Origin of the sequence: Streptococcus sp. GP0011, from assembly GCF_030546305.1 — a bacterium.
Taxonomy (GTDB): Bacteria; Bacillota; Bacilli; order Lactobacillales; family Streptococcaceae; genus Streptococcus.
Map to the genome: position 1 here is coordinate 43085 of NZ_JAUONR010000002.1, position 15808 is coordinate 58892.

The following is a 15808-nucleotide window of genomic DNA, read 5'->3' on the forward strand; positions in this document are numbered from 1 at the left end:
AGAGGGAAAAGACAGTTTTGAGATTTCGCAGAAACAAAAACAGCCCAAAGAGGGCTGTTAGCTAACAAATCAGTCTCAACTTAAATCGCAAACAAGTCATTCAAGTTCTCAGCCAAAGTTGGGTGAGTGAAGATTTGTTTTGTGAAGTAAGTATAAGGGATTTTGTTGTCCATGGCAACAGTGATGATGTTGATGATTTCTTGAGAACCTTCTGAGAAGATAGTTGCTCCAAGAATTTCTTTTGTTTCAGTGTTGACAACTGCTTTGAAGGCTCCGCGAAGGTCTCCGTTTACGTGACCACGAGGCATGGCAGCAACAGGGATTTCCTTCACTGCGTATGGAAGTTTCAAATCAGCTGCTTGGCTTTCCGTCAAACCAACTTGTGAAAGTGCAGGTGTGATGAACATGGTGTTTGGCACATTGAGACGGTCTTCAAGAGTGTAGCTGCCATCTCCAGCAAGGTAGCTGTAGACAACACGGAAGTCATCAAGTGAGATGTAGGTAAATTGAGGACCACCGTTGACGTCTCCAACTGCGAAGACACCAGGAACGTTTGTTTGACAATGTTTGTCTACTTTAATAGCACCACGTTCAGTTAGTTCAATATCTGTATTTTCAAGTTGAAGTGGTTCTACGTTTGGTTTACGTCCAGTTGCGTAGAGAAGGGCATCGAAACGGTAAGTTTCGTTTTCAGTTACGACAAGGACTTGGTCACCGTCGTTTTTGATTTCAGTAGTACGGATGTTTTGAAGCAATTCAATACCGTCTTCTTCCATGTATTGTTTAGCAAGAGCTGCGATGGAAGGTTCTGCACGAGGTAGGAAAGTATCCAAGGCATCTAGGACTGTAACTTTGCTTCCAAGTTTGTTGTAAAGACCTGCAAATTCAAGACCGATATTTCCGCCACCAAGGACACCAAGTTTTTCAGGCAATTTGTCCAAGTTTTGAATACCAGTCGAGTCAAAGACATTCTTACTTGTAGCAAGTCCAGGGATTGGCAAGACGTTTGAAACGGCACCGGTATTGATAACGATAGTTTCAGCAGTCAGTTCTTGTTTTTCATCACCAGCTTGGATTTCGATGACTTTGTTTGAAAGGAAGTGAGCTTCCGCATCAAAGATATCCACGCCTGTACCAGCAACAGTCGCATAGTTTTTACCGTTGAGGCGACTAGTGATGGTATTTTTGGTAGCAATGACTTCTTCAAAAGACAAATCTTTCTCAGCAGCAACTAGCAAGGTTTTAGTTGGGATACAACCAATGTTGATACAAGTTCCGCCGTACATAGCCTTACTACGTTCGATAAGGGCAACTTTTTTGCCAGCTGAAGCTAATTTACCAGCTAGTGTTTTCCCAGCCTTACCAAATCCGATAACGATTAAATCATATGTTAACATTTATAGTCCTCCTATTCGATTTTCATTCTAGCATAAGAAAACACTTTTTGCACAAATCTGCTACGGGAAATGGAGTGAGTTTGAAATGCTCCCTTCAAATCCTTTGAAAAACCAGTTTCAGGCCACTTTACTGTTAGAAAATCGTTTACATGATTTTCCTAAAGAATTCTACTATCTTTTGCTTCTCTCTTGTGTTATACTAGATAGGTTGCAAAGAAACTCGTACTTTTCTTTCGTGGAAAAGAAGCAACACGGTATCTCTTTTTTGTAGAAGATACGTCATGAAAAGAAAAGTATAAACTAAAGCCCTATAGGGTGGCTTCGCACCACCTTTAGAAAGAAGAATAACGTGAAATTTAATGAATTTAACTTGTCTGCTGAATTGCTAGCAGAGATTGAAAAAGCTGGATTTGTAGAAGCCAGTCCTATCCAAGAACAGACCATTCCATTGGCTCTCGAAGGAAAAGACGTTATCGGTCAAGCTCAGACAGGTACAGGAAAAACTGCAGCCTTTGGCTTGCCAACCCTTGAAAAAATCCGTACAGAAGAAGCGACCATCCAAGCCTTGGTTATCGCTCCAACTCGTGAACTCGCTGTCCAAAGTCAAGAGGAACTCTTCCGCTTTGGCCGTAGCAAGGGAGTGAAAGTTCGCTCAGTTTACGGTGGTTCCAGCATTGAAAAACAAATCAAGGCCCTTAAATCTGGTGCCCACATCGTGGTAGGAACACCAGGCCGTCTTTTGGACTTGATTAAACGCAAGGCCTTGAAATTACAAGATATTGAAACTCTGATTCTTGACGAAGCGGACGAAATGCTCAATATGGGCTTCCTTGAAGACATCGAAGCCATCATTTCACGTGTCCCTGAAAATCGTCAAACCTTGCTCTTTTCAGCAACCATGCCAGATGCTATCAAACGTATCGGTGTTCAGTTTATGAAAGACCCAGAGCATGTGAAGATTGCTGCCAAGGAATTGACAACAGAGCTAGTGGATCAGTACTATATCCGTGTCAAGGAACAAGAGAAATTTGATACTATGACACGTCTCATGGATGTGGAACAACCAGAACTTGCTATCGTATTTGGTCGTACCAAACGCCGTGTAGATGAATTGACTCGTGGACTTAAAATTCGTGGCTTCCGTGCTGAAGGAATTCATGGTGACTTAGACCAAAATAAACGTCTTCGTGTCCTTCGTGATTTTAAAAATGGGAATCTTGATGTTCTAGTTGCGACTGACGTGGCAGCACGTGGTTTGGATATCTCAGGTGTGACCCATGTCTACAACTACGATATTCCACAAGATCCTGAAAGTTACGTTCACCGTATCGGCCGTACAGGTCGTGCTGGTAAGTCAGGTCAATCTATTACTTTCGTAGCACCAAATGAAATGGGCTACCTTCAAATCATCGAAAACTTGACCAAGAAGCGCATGAAAGGCCTTAAACCTGCAAGTGCAGAGGAAGCCTTCCAAGCTAAAAAGCAAGTGGCGCTCAAGAAAATCGAACGTGATTTCGCAAATGAAGAAATTCGTTCCAACTTTGAGAAATTTACTAAAGACGCTCGTAAGTTGGCTGCTGAATTTAGCCCAGAAGAATTGGCTATGTATATCTTGAGTCTGACTGTTCAAGACCCTGACAGCCTACCAGAAGTTGAGATTGCACGTGAAAAACCACTACCATTTAAACCATCAGGTAATGGCTTTGGTGGAAAAGCTAAGGGAGGTCGTGGAGGCCGTCGTGGGGACGACCGTCGAGACCGTGATCGCCGTGGCAATGGTCGCCGTGATGATTTCAAAAAAGGCAGTCGTGGGAACGATCGTTTTGATAAAGACAGACGTTACCGTAATAAAGACAATAAAAAACCTCGCAATACTTCAAGCGAAAAGAAGACCGGCTTTGTTATTCGTAACAAAGGAGACAAATAGAAAAAAGCGATTCACACTGTGAATCGCTTTTATATATAAGGAGACCGATAGTAAAAGAAGATGGTGATAGTAAAGGATAGGTGAAACGGAAAGGGATTTATCATGTCATCTTCTTATAATGTTATAATATCAAAAACAAAATAGGATGTCAATAAAAAAATCGCTTTTTTTCTAAAATATTTTTGCTGTTCAAAATTGCAATTAAATAAGCAATTTTCAGATAATTATTGAAATAAAGACTTTTCTATGTTATAATGGAAGCGATTATATGCGAGGTAAAAAATGGCACATTTATTAGAAAAAACAAGAAAAATCACGTCTATTCTAAAGCGCTCAGAAGAGCAACTCCAAGATGAACTTCCTTACAATGCGATCACACGCCAGTTAGCTGATATTATTGATTGTAACGCTTGTATTGTGAATAACAAGGGACGTCTCTTGGGCTACTTTATGCGTTATAAGACCAATAATGACCGTGTAGAACAATTCTTCCAAACTAAAACCTTCCCTGACGTCTATGTACAAGGGGCAAACATGATTTACGACACGGAAGCAAATCTTCCTGTTGAACATGATTTGACTATTTTCCCTGTAGAGAGCCGTGCGGACTTTCCAGATGGTTTGACGACCATCGCTCCGATTCATGTATCAGGGATTCGCCTAGGTTCGTTGATCATTTGGCGCAATGATAAGAAGTTTGAAGATGAAGATTTGATCCTTGTCGAGATTGCGAGCACGGTTGTGGGAATTCAACTATTGAACTTCCAACGCGAAGAAGACGAGAAAAATATTCGCCGTCGTACTGCTGTTACCATGGCGGTCAATACCCTTTCTTATTCAGAACTTCGTGCCGTATCAGCTATTTTAGCTGAATTGGATGGAAATGAAGGACAGTTGACTGCATCTGTTATTGCAGACCGTATTGGCATTACACGCTCGGTGATTGTCAATGCGCTTCGTAAACTGGAGTCAGCAGGAATTATTGAGAGCCGTTCACTCGGAATGAAGGGGACTTATCTCAAAGTTCTAATTGCTGATATTTTTGAGGAAGTGAAAAAGAGGGACTACTAATGGCAAAGGCTTTAATCTCAATTGACTATACAGAGGATTTCGTAGCAGACCATGGAAAGCTGACTGCAGGGGCACCTGCTCAAGCCATATCAGAAGCAATCAATCGCGTAACCAGATTAGCTTTTGATCGTGGGGACTATATCTTTTTCACCATTGATGCCCATGAAGAGAAGGATACATTCCACCCAGAAAGCAAGCTCTTTCCGCCACACAACATCATCGGGACTAGTGGCCGTAACCTCTATGGCCCCCTAGCTGGCTTTTATGCTGAGCATGAGGCGGATAGTCGCGTCTTTTGGATAGACAAGCGTCACTATTCAGCATTTTCAGGTACGGACCTAGATATCCGCTTGCGAGAACGTCGTGTAGATACAGTCATTTTGACCGGTGTACTGACTGACATTTGCGTTCTTCATACGGCTATTGATGCCTATAATTTAGGTTATGATATTGAAGTTGTCAAACCTGCGGTTGCCTCTATCTGGCCAGAAAATCATCAGTTTGCTCTTGGGCATTTTAAGAACACTCTGGGAGCAAAATTACTGGATGAAAACCTTGCTGAAATTGAACTATAAGTCTGTTGGAAAAATGAAAAAAATCTGAAAAAAGTGTTGACAAAGATTTTGAAAGTTGATATACTAGTAAAGTAATCGACGCGGGGATGGCGGAATTGGCAGACGCGCAGGACTAAGGATCCTGTGACCGCTTTAGGTCGTGAGGGTTCAAGTCCCTCTCTCCGCATAGGATAAGAGTTAGCTTTGGCTAGCTCTTTTTTCTTTTTACAAAGAAGATTAGAGGCTACGTTTCCTATATCGAAAAATATTGGTATCAAGAACAGTCATTGTATCAGAACATTTAAACTGAGTTTTCCATTTCATTCTATCAAGAATATCCTCAAACACTAGTCAGAAAATGAAGAACTTAGGAAATGGAAAAATACTAATCAGAAAGACGTGACTATCATTTTTAAAATGAAGTAGATTTTTGATTGGTATTATTTCTCCTTATATAAGAAGGAAAGTTAGCGTTTGCTATCTTTTTTGTTTTTTTCAAAAAATAAATCAAAAAATTTTTCGATTTCATAAATATTTCATATTTGGATTTTATAATAGTCTTACAAATATGGAGGTGACAAATGAATCCAATCCAAAGAGCTTGGGCTTATGTCAGCAGAAAACGACTGAGAAGTTTTATTTTATTTCTGATTTTATTTGTCCTTTTAGCAGGAATTTCAGCCTGTTTGACTCTGATGAAGTCCAACAAAACAGTAGAAAGCAATCTTTACAAATCACTCAATACATCTTTTTCTATCAAAAAGATAGAAAATGGACAGACCTTCAAGTTGTCTGACCTAGCATCCGTGAGCAAGATTAAGGGACTGGAAAATGTCTCTCCTGAACTCGAGACGGTCGCAAAACTGAAAGACAAGGAAGCGGTGAGTGGTGAGCAGAGCGTAGAACGAGATGATTTGTCAGCCGCGGACAAGAACTTGGTTAGCTTAACGGCTCTTGAGGATTCCTCCAAGGATGCCACCTTTACCAGTTCGGCTTTCAATCTAAAAGAAGGGCGACACCTTCAAAAAGGAGATTCCAAGAAAATCCTCATCCACGAAGAGTTGGCCAAGAAGAACGGTCTTTCGCTTCATGACAAGATTCGCTTGGATGCTGGTCAGTCCGAAGATGGAAAAGGGCAAACAGTAGAGTTTGAGATTGTCGGCATCTTTTCTGGTAAAAAACAAGAGAAGTTCACAGGCTTGTCCTCTGACTTCAGTGAAAACCAGGTCTTTACAGACTATGAAAGCAGCCAAACGCTTCTGGGAAATAGTGAACCGCAAGTCAGTGCAGCGCGCTTCTATGTAGAAAATCCTAAGGAAATGGACGGACTCATGAAGCAGGTAGAAAACTTGGCTTTAGAAAGTCAAGGCTACCAAGTCGAGAAGGAAAACAAGGCCTTTGAACAAATCAAGGACTCAGTTGCAACCTTCCAAACCTTCCTCACCATCTTCCTTTATGGGATGTTGATAGCTGGAGCAGGAGCCTTAATTTTGGTCTTGTCTCTCTGGTTGAGAGAAAGGGTCTACGAAGTGGGAATTCTTTTGGCACTTGGAAAAGGCAAGATCTCAATCTTCCTACAATTCTGTTTAGAGGTAGTTTTGGTATCACTTGGAGCTTTGCTCCCAGCATTTGTTGCAGGAAATGCCATTACATCCTATCTGCTCCAAACTGTACTAGCCAGTGGAGATCAGGCAACCTTACAGGACACGCTGGCCAAAGCAAGTGGTCTATCAACCAGTCTCCTATCCTTTGCAGAATCCTATGTCTTTCTGCTCCTGATTGGTTGCTTGTCTGTAGCCCTTTGTTTCGTATTTCTATTTAGAAAATCGCCGAAAGAAATTTTATCATCTATTAGTTAAGAAGGAGAAATCATGACTTTATTACAATTGCAAGATGTTACCTACCGTTATAAGAACACTGCTGAAGCAGTTTTATATCAGATCAAGTATAATTTTGAACCCGGAAAATTTTATAGTATCATTGGTGAGTCAGGAGCAGGAAAATCCACTCTCTTGTCCCTACTGGCTGGTCTAGATAGTCCTGTTGAAGGTTCTATCCTTTTCCAAGGAGAGGACATTCGGAACAAGGGGTATTCATACCATCGCATGCACCATATTTCCCTGGTCTTTCAAAATTATAACTTGATAGATTATCTTTCTCCGCTGGAAAATATCCGCTTGGTCAACAAAAAAGCAAGCAAGGATACACTTCTTGAGCTTGGTTTGGATGAAAGTCAGATCAAGCGGAACGTTCTCCAGTTATCAGGTGGTCAACAGCAACGTGTGGCCATCGCTCGTAGTTTAGTCTCAGAAGCTCCAGTTATTCTAGCTGATGAGCCAACAGGAAATCTGGACCCTAAAACTGCTGGAGATATTATCGAACTGCTCAAATCACTTGCCGAGAAAACAGGTAAATGTGTGATCGTCGTTACGCACAGTAAAGAAGTGGCACAAGCGTCAGATATTACACTTGAATTGAAGGATAAGAAATTGACTGAAATATAGAATCTAGTTATTAAACTTTAAAATAGTATTAGTTGGTAACCAGTACGTGTAAAGTAATAATAAACAAAGTGAGTCTTTAACAACTATTTCCCGCAGTAGTGATAGCCTAGATAATAACAAAGTTATTATCTAGGCCGGAATTTTTGAGACATATGGCTCAAAAATTAGGGATGAAATTCCTACAGGAAGTTGCTCCCGTCCGCACAATCTAAGGGAAATAGAAAAAATAATTTATATAAGTTATAAGACATTGAAATAGAACAAAATCTAGAAAGGGAACCTATGTTACACAACGCATTTGCCTATGTTACAAGGAAGTTTTTCAAATCGATTGTTATCTTCCTGATTATTCTCCTCATGGCGAGCTTAAGTTTGGTTGGCTTGTCAATCAAGGGAGCTACTGCCAAGGCTTCTCAGGAGACTTTTAAAAATATCACCAATAGCTTCTCCATGCAAATCAATCGTCGCGTCAATCAAGGAACGCCACGTGGTTCTGGAAATATTAAGGGTGAGGATATCAAAAAAATCACCGAAAATAAGGCCATCGAGTCTTATGTTAAACGCATCAACGCTATCGGAGATTTGACTGGATACGACCTCATCGAAACGCCAGAAACCAAGAAAAATCTCACTGCTGACCGTGCCAAGCGTTTTGGAAGCAGTTTGATGATTACAGGTGTCAATGATTCCTCTAAAGAAGACAAATTTGTCTCTGGTTCATATAAGCTGGTTGAAGGTGAGCACCTAACTAACGACGACAAGGACAAAATCCTCATGCATAAGGACTTGGCAGCCAAACACGGCTGGAAAGTCGGAGATAAGGTCAAATTGGACTCTAATGTCTATGATGCAGACAATGAAAAAGGTGCCAAGGAAACAGTTGAAGTCACAATCAAGGGGCTCTTTGATGGCCACAATAAGTCGGCAGTGACCTACTCACAAGAACTCTACGAAAACACAGCTATCACAGACATTCACACTGCTGCAAAACTTTATGGATACACAGAAGACACAGCTATTTATGGGGACGCAACCTTCTTTGTAACAGCAGATAAAAACTTGGATGATGTCATGAAAGAGTTGAATGGCATCAGTGGCATCAACTGGAAGAGCTACACACTTGTGAAGAGCTCCTCTAACTACCCAGCTCTTGAGCAATCCATCTCTGGTATGTACAAGATGGCCAACCTCCTCTTCTGGGGTAGCTTGAGCTTCTCAGTTCTTCTCCTTGCGCTCTTGCTCAGTCTTTGGATCAACGCCCGTCGCAAGGAAGTGGGAATCCTCCTCTCTATCGGTCTCAAGCAGGCAAGTATTCTGGGGCAATTCATCACCGAATCCATCTTGATTGCCATCCCTGCTCTTGTTTCTGCATACTTCCTAGCCAACTACACAGCTCGTGCCATCGGAAACACTGTTCTTGCCAATGTCACTTCAGGTGTTGCCAAGCAAGCCAGCAAGGCTGCTCAAGCTTCTAACCTTGGTGGTGGTGCAGAAGTAGATGGCTTTAGCAAGACCTTGTCGAGCCTAGACATTTCCATTCAGACATCAGACTTTATCATCGTCTTTGTCCTTGCCTTGGTTCTAGTGGTTCTCGTTATGGCGCTTGCCTCAAGCAATCTCCTTAGAAAACAACCAAAAGAGCTCTTGCTCGATAGCGAATAAAAAACTTGCTACCTATTCTCCCCTAAATGGGGTATAATATAGGTAGCATTTTTATCTATTTCATCCTGATAAGGCTTCTTCCTATCAGGATGAAACAGAGAAGATTTACAAGAAATTTAAAGGAATGTGAAACGTTTTTCTATGAAAATTTTAATTGTAGAAGATGAAGAGATGATCCGTGAGGGGATCAGTGACTATTTGACGGATTGTGGTTATGAAACCATCGAGGCTGCGGACGGTCAAGAAGCCTTGGAACAATTTTCCAGCTATGAAGTAGCCCTGGTTTTACTGGATATCCAGATGCCCAAGCTTAATGGCCTCGAAGTCCTAGCTGAGATTCGTAAGACCAGTCAGGTTCCTGTCTTGATGCTGACTGCCTTTCAGGATGAGGAATACAAGATGAGTGCTTTTGCCTCTCTGGCAGACGGCTATCTGGAAAAACCCTTCTCCCTGTCTCTCTTAAAAGTGAGGGTGGATGCAATTTTCAAGCGCTACTACGATACAGGAAGAATCTTCTCTTATAAGGATACCAAGGTGGACTTTGAGAGTTACAGCGCAAGCCTCGCAGGAGAAGAAGTGGCCATTAATGCCAAAGAGTTGGAAATTCTGGACTATCTGGTGAAAAATGAGGGACGGGCCTTGACTCGTTCTCAGATTATCGATGCTGTCTGGAAGGCAACAGATGAGGTTCCCTTTGATCGTGTCATTGATGTTTATATCAAGGAACTGCGGAAAAAGCTAGATCTGGATTGTATCCTCACTGTGCGCAATGTTGGTTATAAATTGGAGCGAAAATGAAACGAACAGGTTTATTTACAAAGATTTTTAGCTATACCTTCTCGATTTTTAGTGTTCTGGTTATTTGTCTTCATTTAGCCATTTATTTTCTCTTTCCCTCTACTTATCTGAGCCATCGTCAGGAAACCATTGGCCAAAAAGCGACTGCTATTGCCCAATCCCTAGACGGAAAAGATAGGCAAAGCATCGAGCAAGTGTTGGACTTGTATTCCCAGAGCAGTGATATCAAAGGAGCTGTCAAGGGAGAGATGACTGAGGACAAGTTAGAAGTCAAGGACAATCTTCCTCTGGATACGGACCGTCAGACCACCTCTCTCTTTATCGAGGAGCGTGAGGTGAAAACGCAAGACGGTGGGACTATGACTCTCCAGTTTTTAGCGTCCATGGATCTGCAAAAGGAAGCGGAGCAGATCAGTCTCCAGTTTCTTCCCTATACCTTGTTGGCATCCTTTCTGATTTCCCTTTTGGTAGCATACATCTACGCTCGGACCATTGTTGCACCGATTTTGGAAATCAAGCGGGTGACCCGTCGGATGATGGATTTGGATGCCCAGGTGCGATTGCGCGTGGACTCTAAGGATGAGATTGGTGATCTCAAGGAACAAATCAATAGCCTTTACCAGCACCTTTTGACAGTTATTGCGGACTTGCATGACAAGAATGAAGCCATTCTCCAGCTGGAGAAGATGAAGGTTGAGTTCCTACGAGGGGCTTCTCATGAACTGAAAACACCTCTGGCTAGTTTGAAAATCCTAATCGAAAATATGAAAGAAAATATCGGTCGTTATAAGGATAGAGACCACTATCTGGGAGTTGCCTTGGGGATTGTGGACGACCTCAGTCACCACGTTCTCCAGATATTGTCTCTTTCCTCTGTTCAGGAATTGCGAGACGAGAAAGAAGAGGTTGACCTCCTTCAGATGACGCAAAGTCTGGTCAAGGATTATGCTTTACTCGCCAAGGATAGAGAACTTCAGGTAGACATTAGCCTAACCCATCAGCAGGCTTATATAAACCCATCTGTCATGAAATTGATCCTATCGAATCTCATCAGTAATGCTATCAAGCACTCCACTCCAGGTGGCTTGGTCCGAATTGGTGAAAGAGAAGGGGAGCTCTATATCGAGAATAGCTGTAGTCCTGAAGAACAAGAAAAATTGGCCCAGTCTTTTTCTGACAATGCTAGTCGCAAGGCCAAGGGTTCGGGGATGGGACTCTTTGTGGTCAAAAGTTTATTAGAACACGAGAAATTACCTTATCATTTTGAGATGCAAGATGATCGTTTGACCTTCTTCATGTCTTATCCCAAAGTCGCTCATGACTAAGGGAAAGAAAGGGTTTACATTGATTGGATTGGAAGAAATTCAATCTAAAGTATGGGAAAAACTAGCTTTTTTTATCAAAAAGTGATAAAATGAACAATGTAAATGGGATGTCCCAAAAAATATATAGGAGGCCTGACAAATGGCAATCGTTTCAGCAGAAAAATTTGTCCAAGCAGCTCGTGACAACGGTTATGCAGTTGGTGGATTTAACACAAACAACCTTGAGTGGACTCAAGCTATCTTGCGCGCAGCAGAAGCTAAAAAAGCTCCAGTTTTGATCCAAACTTCAATGGGTGCTGCTAAATATATGGGTGGTTACAAAGTTGCTCGCAACTTGATCGCTAACCTTGTTGAATCAATGGGTATCACTGTACCAGTAGCTATCCACCTTGACCACGGTCACTACGAAGATGCACTTGAGTGTATTCAAGTTGGTTATACTTCAGTTATGTTTGACGGTTCACACCTTCCAGTTGAAGAAAACCTTGAAAAAGCTCGTAAAGTTGTAGAATTTGCTCACGCAAATGGTGTATCAGTAGAAGCTGAAGTTGGAACTATCGGTGGTGAAGAAGACGGAATCATCGGTGATGGTGAATTGGCTCCAATCGAAGATGCTAAAGCAATGGTTGCAACTGGTATCGACTTCTTGGCAGCTGGTATCGGTAACATCCACGGTCCATACCCTGCAAACTGGAAAGGTCTTCACCTTGACCACTTGCAAAAATTGACTGAAGCTGTACCAGGCTTCCCAATCGTATTGCACGGTGGTTCAGGTATTCCTGATGACCAAATCCAAGCAGCTATCAAACTTGGTGTTGCGAAAGTTAACGTTAACACTGAATGCCAAATCGCATTCGCTAACGCAACTCGTAAATTTGCTCGTGACTACGAAGCAAACGAAGCAGAATACGACAAGAAGAAACTCTTCGACCCACGTAAATTCTTGGCTGACGGTGTAAAAGCTATCCAAGCATCAGTTGAAGAACGTATCGACGTATTCGGTTCAGAAGGTAAAGCGTAATCTAGCTCAACCATACAAAACAGAACCTGCCCATTGGGTGGGTTTTTGTGTTTTCTTTTATAGAGAATATACTTAAGACTACTATATCCAAAGTTGCTAAATTAATGTAATTATTCTAAGACTACCCTTGGCGAACGAATATAATAACTTTATGCCTGTTTTCAAAGGAAATCACTGTCTTTCCCAAAGTAAATTGGAACATCTAATTTTTTAGGAATGCTGAGTAGCTAAATGAATGATAGAACTTTCAAAAAAATTAATAGTTTAAAGCACTTAGCACCTGTTTATATTGATGAAACGGGATTCGATACTTATTTTTATCGAGAATACGATCGCTTATTAAAAGATCAGTTAATAGGAGGTGAAGTGTATGGAAGAAGGTATCAGAGGATTTCTTTGGTTGTAGGTCTAACAAATAGTGAGTTAATCGCTCCAATGACTTACGAAGAGACGATGACGAGCGACTTTTTTGAAGCTTGGTTTCAGAAGTTTCTCCTACCAATATTAAATACACCATTAGTTATTATTATGGACAATGCAAGATTTCATAGAATGGGTAAGCTAGAGCTCTTATGTGAAGAGTTTGGGCATAAAATTTTACCTCTTCCTCCCTACTCACCTGAGTACAATCCTATTGAGAAAACATGGGCTTATATCGCAAAGCACCTCAAAAAGGTATTACCAAGTTGTAATACCTTTTTTAGAGGCTCTTTTGTCTTGTTCTTGTTTCAATTGACTATAGTATTCACCATCTAAAGAATTACTTGATTGGTTAGAACAGGCAATTAATAAAATTGGAGATAGAGGCACTAAAAATAATGTGGCAAATTCTTACATTTGCTTATTCCATTTCCATTATATCAAAGTAATTTTACAAGTTTAAGACAGGTAATTCTGGCACTTATTTTATTTCTTTCTGAAACCTAAGTATAATAGTTACATTTTTATGAGTTTGTAGATCTAATGCAAAAAACATATGTTTGTTATGATATAATAAAGGTGCTTGTTTCTTAGATTTATAAATAGTAGTTTTCGTTTTTTATGAATGCTCATTTAATATTAGTAGCAAATATAATAGTTCTTTAGGGGGATAGTAAAGTATTATGGATATTTTATTTGATAAATTATTAGTTGTATCATCATTTTGTTTAAGAAAAATTGGCAATTTAGTTGGTTTTATTATTGGAGTTGTAATACATCCAATTAAAAATATTGCGATTTGGATAACATTGTTACTATCATCATTCTTGATAGTAGGAAACGTTTCTATTCAATTAGAAGGTAAAGATATGTTTTTGATGTCAGTTGGTCTAGTTTCAATAATGATATTTATATCAAGTTTTCTAGAGAGACAGACAGTTGATATTGATAATAAAGATAATTTCTATTTAGGGTACAATATAAAGAAAATAAAATTTCATGATAATTTCTGGTTAAGAAGATTTAATGAACTCCCGGTTACCCTTCTATTTTGGCTGATCGCTAGTTTCCCAATCATTGTTATCTGTTCACAGTTGAAATTCAATTTCGAAATATTAAATAATGTATTCAAGAGTGTAAATGAAATTATAGAATATATTAAAGTGATTTGGCTTTCTGCGTTTGTGGTCATTTCAACTTATTGTACGGCGCTTTTGATAGAGTCAGTAGCATTATCAAGTAAAACCTTTTCACAAAGTTATTTATATAAAACTACTAATTTATATGAAGAATTAAAAATAAGAGCAGAAATTGAACAGTCTTTTAAAAACCTATTCAATAACATTTTTAGTTTTAAAACTATAGTAAGACCAATGGTAGGATTAGAGGATGACTTACAATTTAAAATTGAAAGAGTAATTGATTACATTATAAATAGGGGTACAGATGTTAGTTCAAATGAAGAAGAATTACATAAATTCTATAATCTTGCATTTCATTGTGAATCAGAAAAAATAGACGCTTTAATAAAAAGAATAAAGAAGTATTATGAAACTGAAGAAAATAAAAAAATAAGGTATATAGTTCATGCTATTTTACTTAAAAGAAATCTAGACATTATTTACTGGTATTATATACACAAGTGGAGTATCTTAAATCGTTTAAAGGTAATGCCTACAGAAATTGTAAATCTCGCAATAATAGATTTATGGAAATTACATGATATAGAAAATAACTTTTATGATAGTGAAGATTATCAAGATATTTTTTGGCAAATCTGCAATGAAGATATAAATGGTTTTAGATTGCCGTTTGGAATTCATAAATCAAATCAAGATGATCTAAAAAGGAATTATTGTATTTATAGGATATATTTAGTAATGATAGAAAGAGTAAAGGATATTAACTTTTTAAATCAGCTGAAAAATCCTAAAGATATGATGGATTTATTGAATGTTTTGAATGAGATTGATAAAAAAGGAAAAAATAGCACGTATTTTTCAGATATTTTTTCAATTCTTTTTTCATGGACTATTGATAGCAAAGATAAAGATAACAATTTTATTGATTTATTCTCAAAAATGATGAGTGATGAGCACATGCCAGTATATCTCATGAACAAACGGGTTAATCATAGTAAAAATATTTTATTGAATGGAGGATATAGCCAAGATTTGTTTGATGATAATGCTATAGACTATCTTTTGATGTTTATGAAATTAGAGGATATTATTTTTGTATTGATTTTCTGTCTAGCTCATTCAGAACGGTCTCATAAAGAAGTAATGAAGATTGAAGAATTTAAAATATGGAAAAAATCTATTCATAGACAATATATGAAAGAAAACATCGAAGATTTAAGAGAATCAGAATTTTTATGTAAGTTATGTGAAAATCTAATGGTGTCTCAATTTATTTCTAAAAAATTTATTAAATGGATGTGGGAGTCAATATTTAAACCATTTGATGAAAATTTGTATGAAGAATTTATGAAGCTTGGTGAAGATGGGACTAGAAGTAATTTTAGCTTAGATAGATATTTTGTTGTCAGATTGCTATTATGTAGTTATGATAATAGATCGGCCTCGCTTTATGATTTTAAAGAAGATAATAAACATAAAATTGAAAAAGAATTAAGCAGTATTAAAGTAATATTGGAAAATGAAAATATCTATTTATTCTAAGGTAATAATGAAGTAAAGTAAACTGATAGAGGAATAGATAGTAAAAAGAAGTTTTTGTTGTCTGAAAACTGATCATGTACTATAGGAAACATATTTTCTTTCTCCATCAATTATAGAAAAATTTTTTCATATTATTCTAGTATTGTAGTACTACAAAAATTAATATAATGATCGTGGTGTATTGTATATATTAGGATAACTCTCTACCATATTAGGTCATATGTTTTGTGGCAAATTCAACTTAAGATTTTGCCCCTATTTTGCCAAACTTTTTTAAGAACTAAAGGGAATAATGAAGCATATTTCTAATACAGTGTGGGTAGAAGAATACCTGAATATAGCTCTTTTTATTGTATGAGGAAGTATAGTAAATAAATGATTTATGTTCAGAAGGTAAAGCATAATCTAGCTGAACCATACAAAACAGAACCTGCCCATTGGGCAG

At 38.7% G+C, this 15808-nt stretch carries 11 protein-coding genes, 1 tRNA gene and 1 pseudogene; 12 read left to right on the plus strand and 1 reads right to left on the minus strand.

Going from position 1 to position 15808, the window contains the following annotated elements; genetic code table 11:
- Positions 1-80 precede the first annotated feature (80 nt).
- Positions 81-1397 carry an FAD-containing oxidoreductase gene (locus Q4443_RS02575; protein WP_049518929.1) on the minus strand — a complete coding sequence of 439 codons (1317 nt, stop codon included), beginning with the start codon at positions 1395-1397 and terminating at the stop codon, positions 81-83.
- Positions 1398-1746: 349 nt separating this feature from the next.
- Between Q4443_RS02575 and Q4443_RS02580 the strand changes: the two genes are divergently transcribed.
- The 12 genes and pseudogenes from Q4443_RS02580 (at position 1747) to Q4443_RS02635 (ending at position 15363) form a co-directional block, all read left to right on the plus strand.
- Positions 1747-3324 carry a DEAD/DEAH box helicase gene (locus Q4443_RS02580; protein WP_049518930.1) on the plus strand — a complete coding sequence of 526 codons (1578 nt, stop codon included), beginning with the start codon at positions 1747-1749 and terminating at the stop codon, positions 3322-3324.
- A 282-nt stretch (positions 3325-3606) separates the two neighbouring features.
- A complete protein-coding gene (gene codY, locus Q4443_RS02585; protein ID WP_049518931.1) occupies positions 3607-4395 on the plus strand; it encodes a GTP-sensing pleiotropic transcriptional regulator CodY in 789 nt (262 codons plus the stop codon).
- A complete protein-coding gene (locus Q4443_RS02590; RefSeq protein ID WP_303407903.1) occupies positions 4395-4970 on the plus strand; it encodes a cysteine hydrolase family protein in 576 nt (191 codons plus the stop codon). Before codY ends, Q4443_RS02590 begins: the two co-directional genes overlap by 1 nt.
- Before the next feature lie 80 nt (positions 4971-5050).
- Positions 5051-5136 (plus strand) — tRNA-Leu (locus Q4443_RS02595).
- A gap of 394 nt (positions 5137-5530) precedes the next feature.
- Positions 5531-6808 (plus strand): ABC transporter permease, encoded by a 1278-nt coding sequence (locus Q4443_RS02600; RefSeq protein WP_303407904.1) that lies wholly within the window; start codon positions 5531-5533, stop codon positions 6806-6808.
- Between the two features lie 12 nt (positions 6809-6820).
- A complete protein-coding gene (vex2, locus tag Q4443_RS02605) occupies positions 6821-7453 on the plus strand; it encodes an ABC transporter ATP-binding subunit Vex2 (protein ID WP_000173734.1) in 633 nt (210 codons plus the stop codon).
- A 282-nt stretch (positions 7454-7735) separates the two neighbouring features.
- Positions 7736-9115, plus strand: a complete 1380-nt coding sequence (gene vex3, locus Q4443_RS02610) for an ABC transporter permease subunit Vex3 (RefSeq protein ID WP_042902562.1) — start codon at positions 7736-7738, stop codon at positions 9113-9115.
- Positions 9116-9256: 141 nt separating this feature from the next.
- A complete protein-coding gene (gene vncR, locus Q4443_RS02615; RefSeq protein WP_033679894.1) occupies positions 9257-9913 on the plus strand; it encodes a response regulator transcription factor VncR in 657 nt (218 codons plus the stop codon).
- Positions 9910-11238 carry a sensor histidine kinase VncS gene (vncS, locus tag Q4443_RS02620; protein WP_303407905.1) on the plus strand — a complete coding sequence of 443 codons (1329 nt, stop codon included), beginning with the start codon at positions 9910-9912 and terminating at the stop codon, positions 11236-11238. The genes vncR and vncS overlap by 4 nt, the downstream gene beginning before the upstream one ends.
- A 139-nt stretch (positions 11239-11377) precedes the next feature.
- A complete protein-coding gene (locus Q4443_RS02625) occupies positions 11378-12259 on the plus strand; it encodes a class II fructose-bisphosphate aldolase (protein ID WP_001019005.1) in 882 nt (293 codons plus the stop codon).
- A gap of 249 nt (positions 12260-12508) precedes the next feature.
- A pseudogene (locus tag Q4443_RS02630) lies at positions 12509-12995 on the plus strand (transposase); the annotation flags it as partial.
- A 367-nt stretch (positions 12996-13362) separates the two neighbouring features.
- Entirely contained in the window at positions 13363-15363 is a 2001-nt protein-coding gene (locus Q4443_RS02635) for a hypothetical protein (protein ID WP_241500626.1), read from the plus strand.
- The last annotated feature ends 445 nt before the right edge of the window (positions 15364-15808 follow it).

Coding starts and splice junctions, on each gene's coding strand:
- Q4443_RS02625 (WP_001019005.1), top strand. CDS start 11,378: ATGGCAATCGTTTCAGCAGAAAAATTTGTCCAAGCAGCTCGTGACAAC.
- Q4443_RS02600 (WP_303407904.1), top strand. CDS start 5,531: ATGAATCCAATCCAAAGAGCTTGGGCTTATGTCAGCAGAAAACGACTG.
- vex3 (WP_042902562.1), top strand. CDS start 7,736: ATGTTACACAACGCATTTGCCTATGTTACAAGGAAGTTTTTCAAATCG.
- vncS (WP_303407905.1), top strand. CDS start 9,910: ATGAAACGAACAGGTTTATTTACAAAGATTTTTAGCTATACCTTCTCG.
- Q4443_RS02590 (WP_303407903.1), top strand. CDS start 4,395: ATGGCAAAGGCTTTAATCTCAATTGACTATACAGAGGATTTCGTAGCA.
- Q4443_RS02575 (WP_049518929.1), bottom strand. CDS start 1,397: ATGTTAACATATGATTTAATCGTTATCGGATTTGGTAAGGCTGGGAAA.
- Q4443_RS02635 (WP_241500626.1), top strand. CDS start 13,363: ATGGATATTTTATTTGATAAATTATTAGTTGTATCATCATTTTGTTTA.
- vncR (WP_033679894.1), top strand. CDS start 9,257: ATGAAAATTTTAATTGTAGAAGATGAAGAGATGATCCGTGAGGGGATC.
- vex2 (WP_000173734.1), top strand. CDS start 6,821: ATGACTTTATTACAATTGCAAGATGTTACCTACCGTTATAAGAACACT.
- codY (WP_049518931.1), top strand. CDS start 3,607: ATGGCACATTTATTAGAAAAAACAAGAAAAATCACGTCTATTCTAAAG.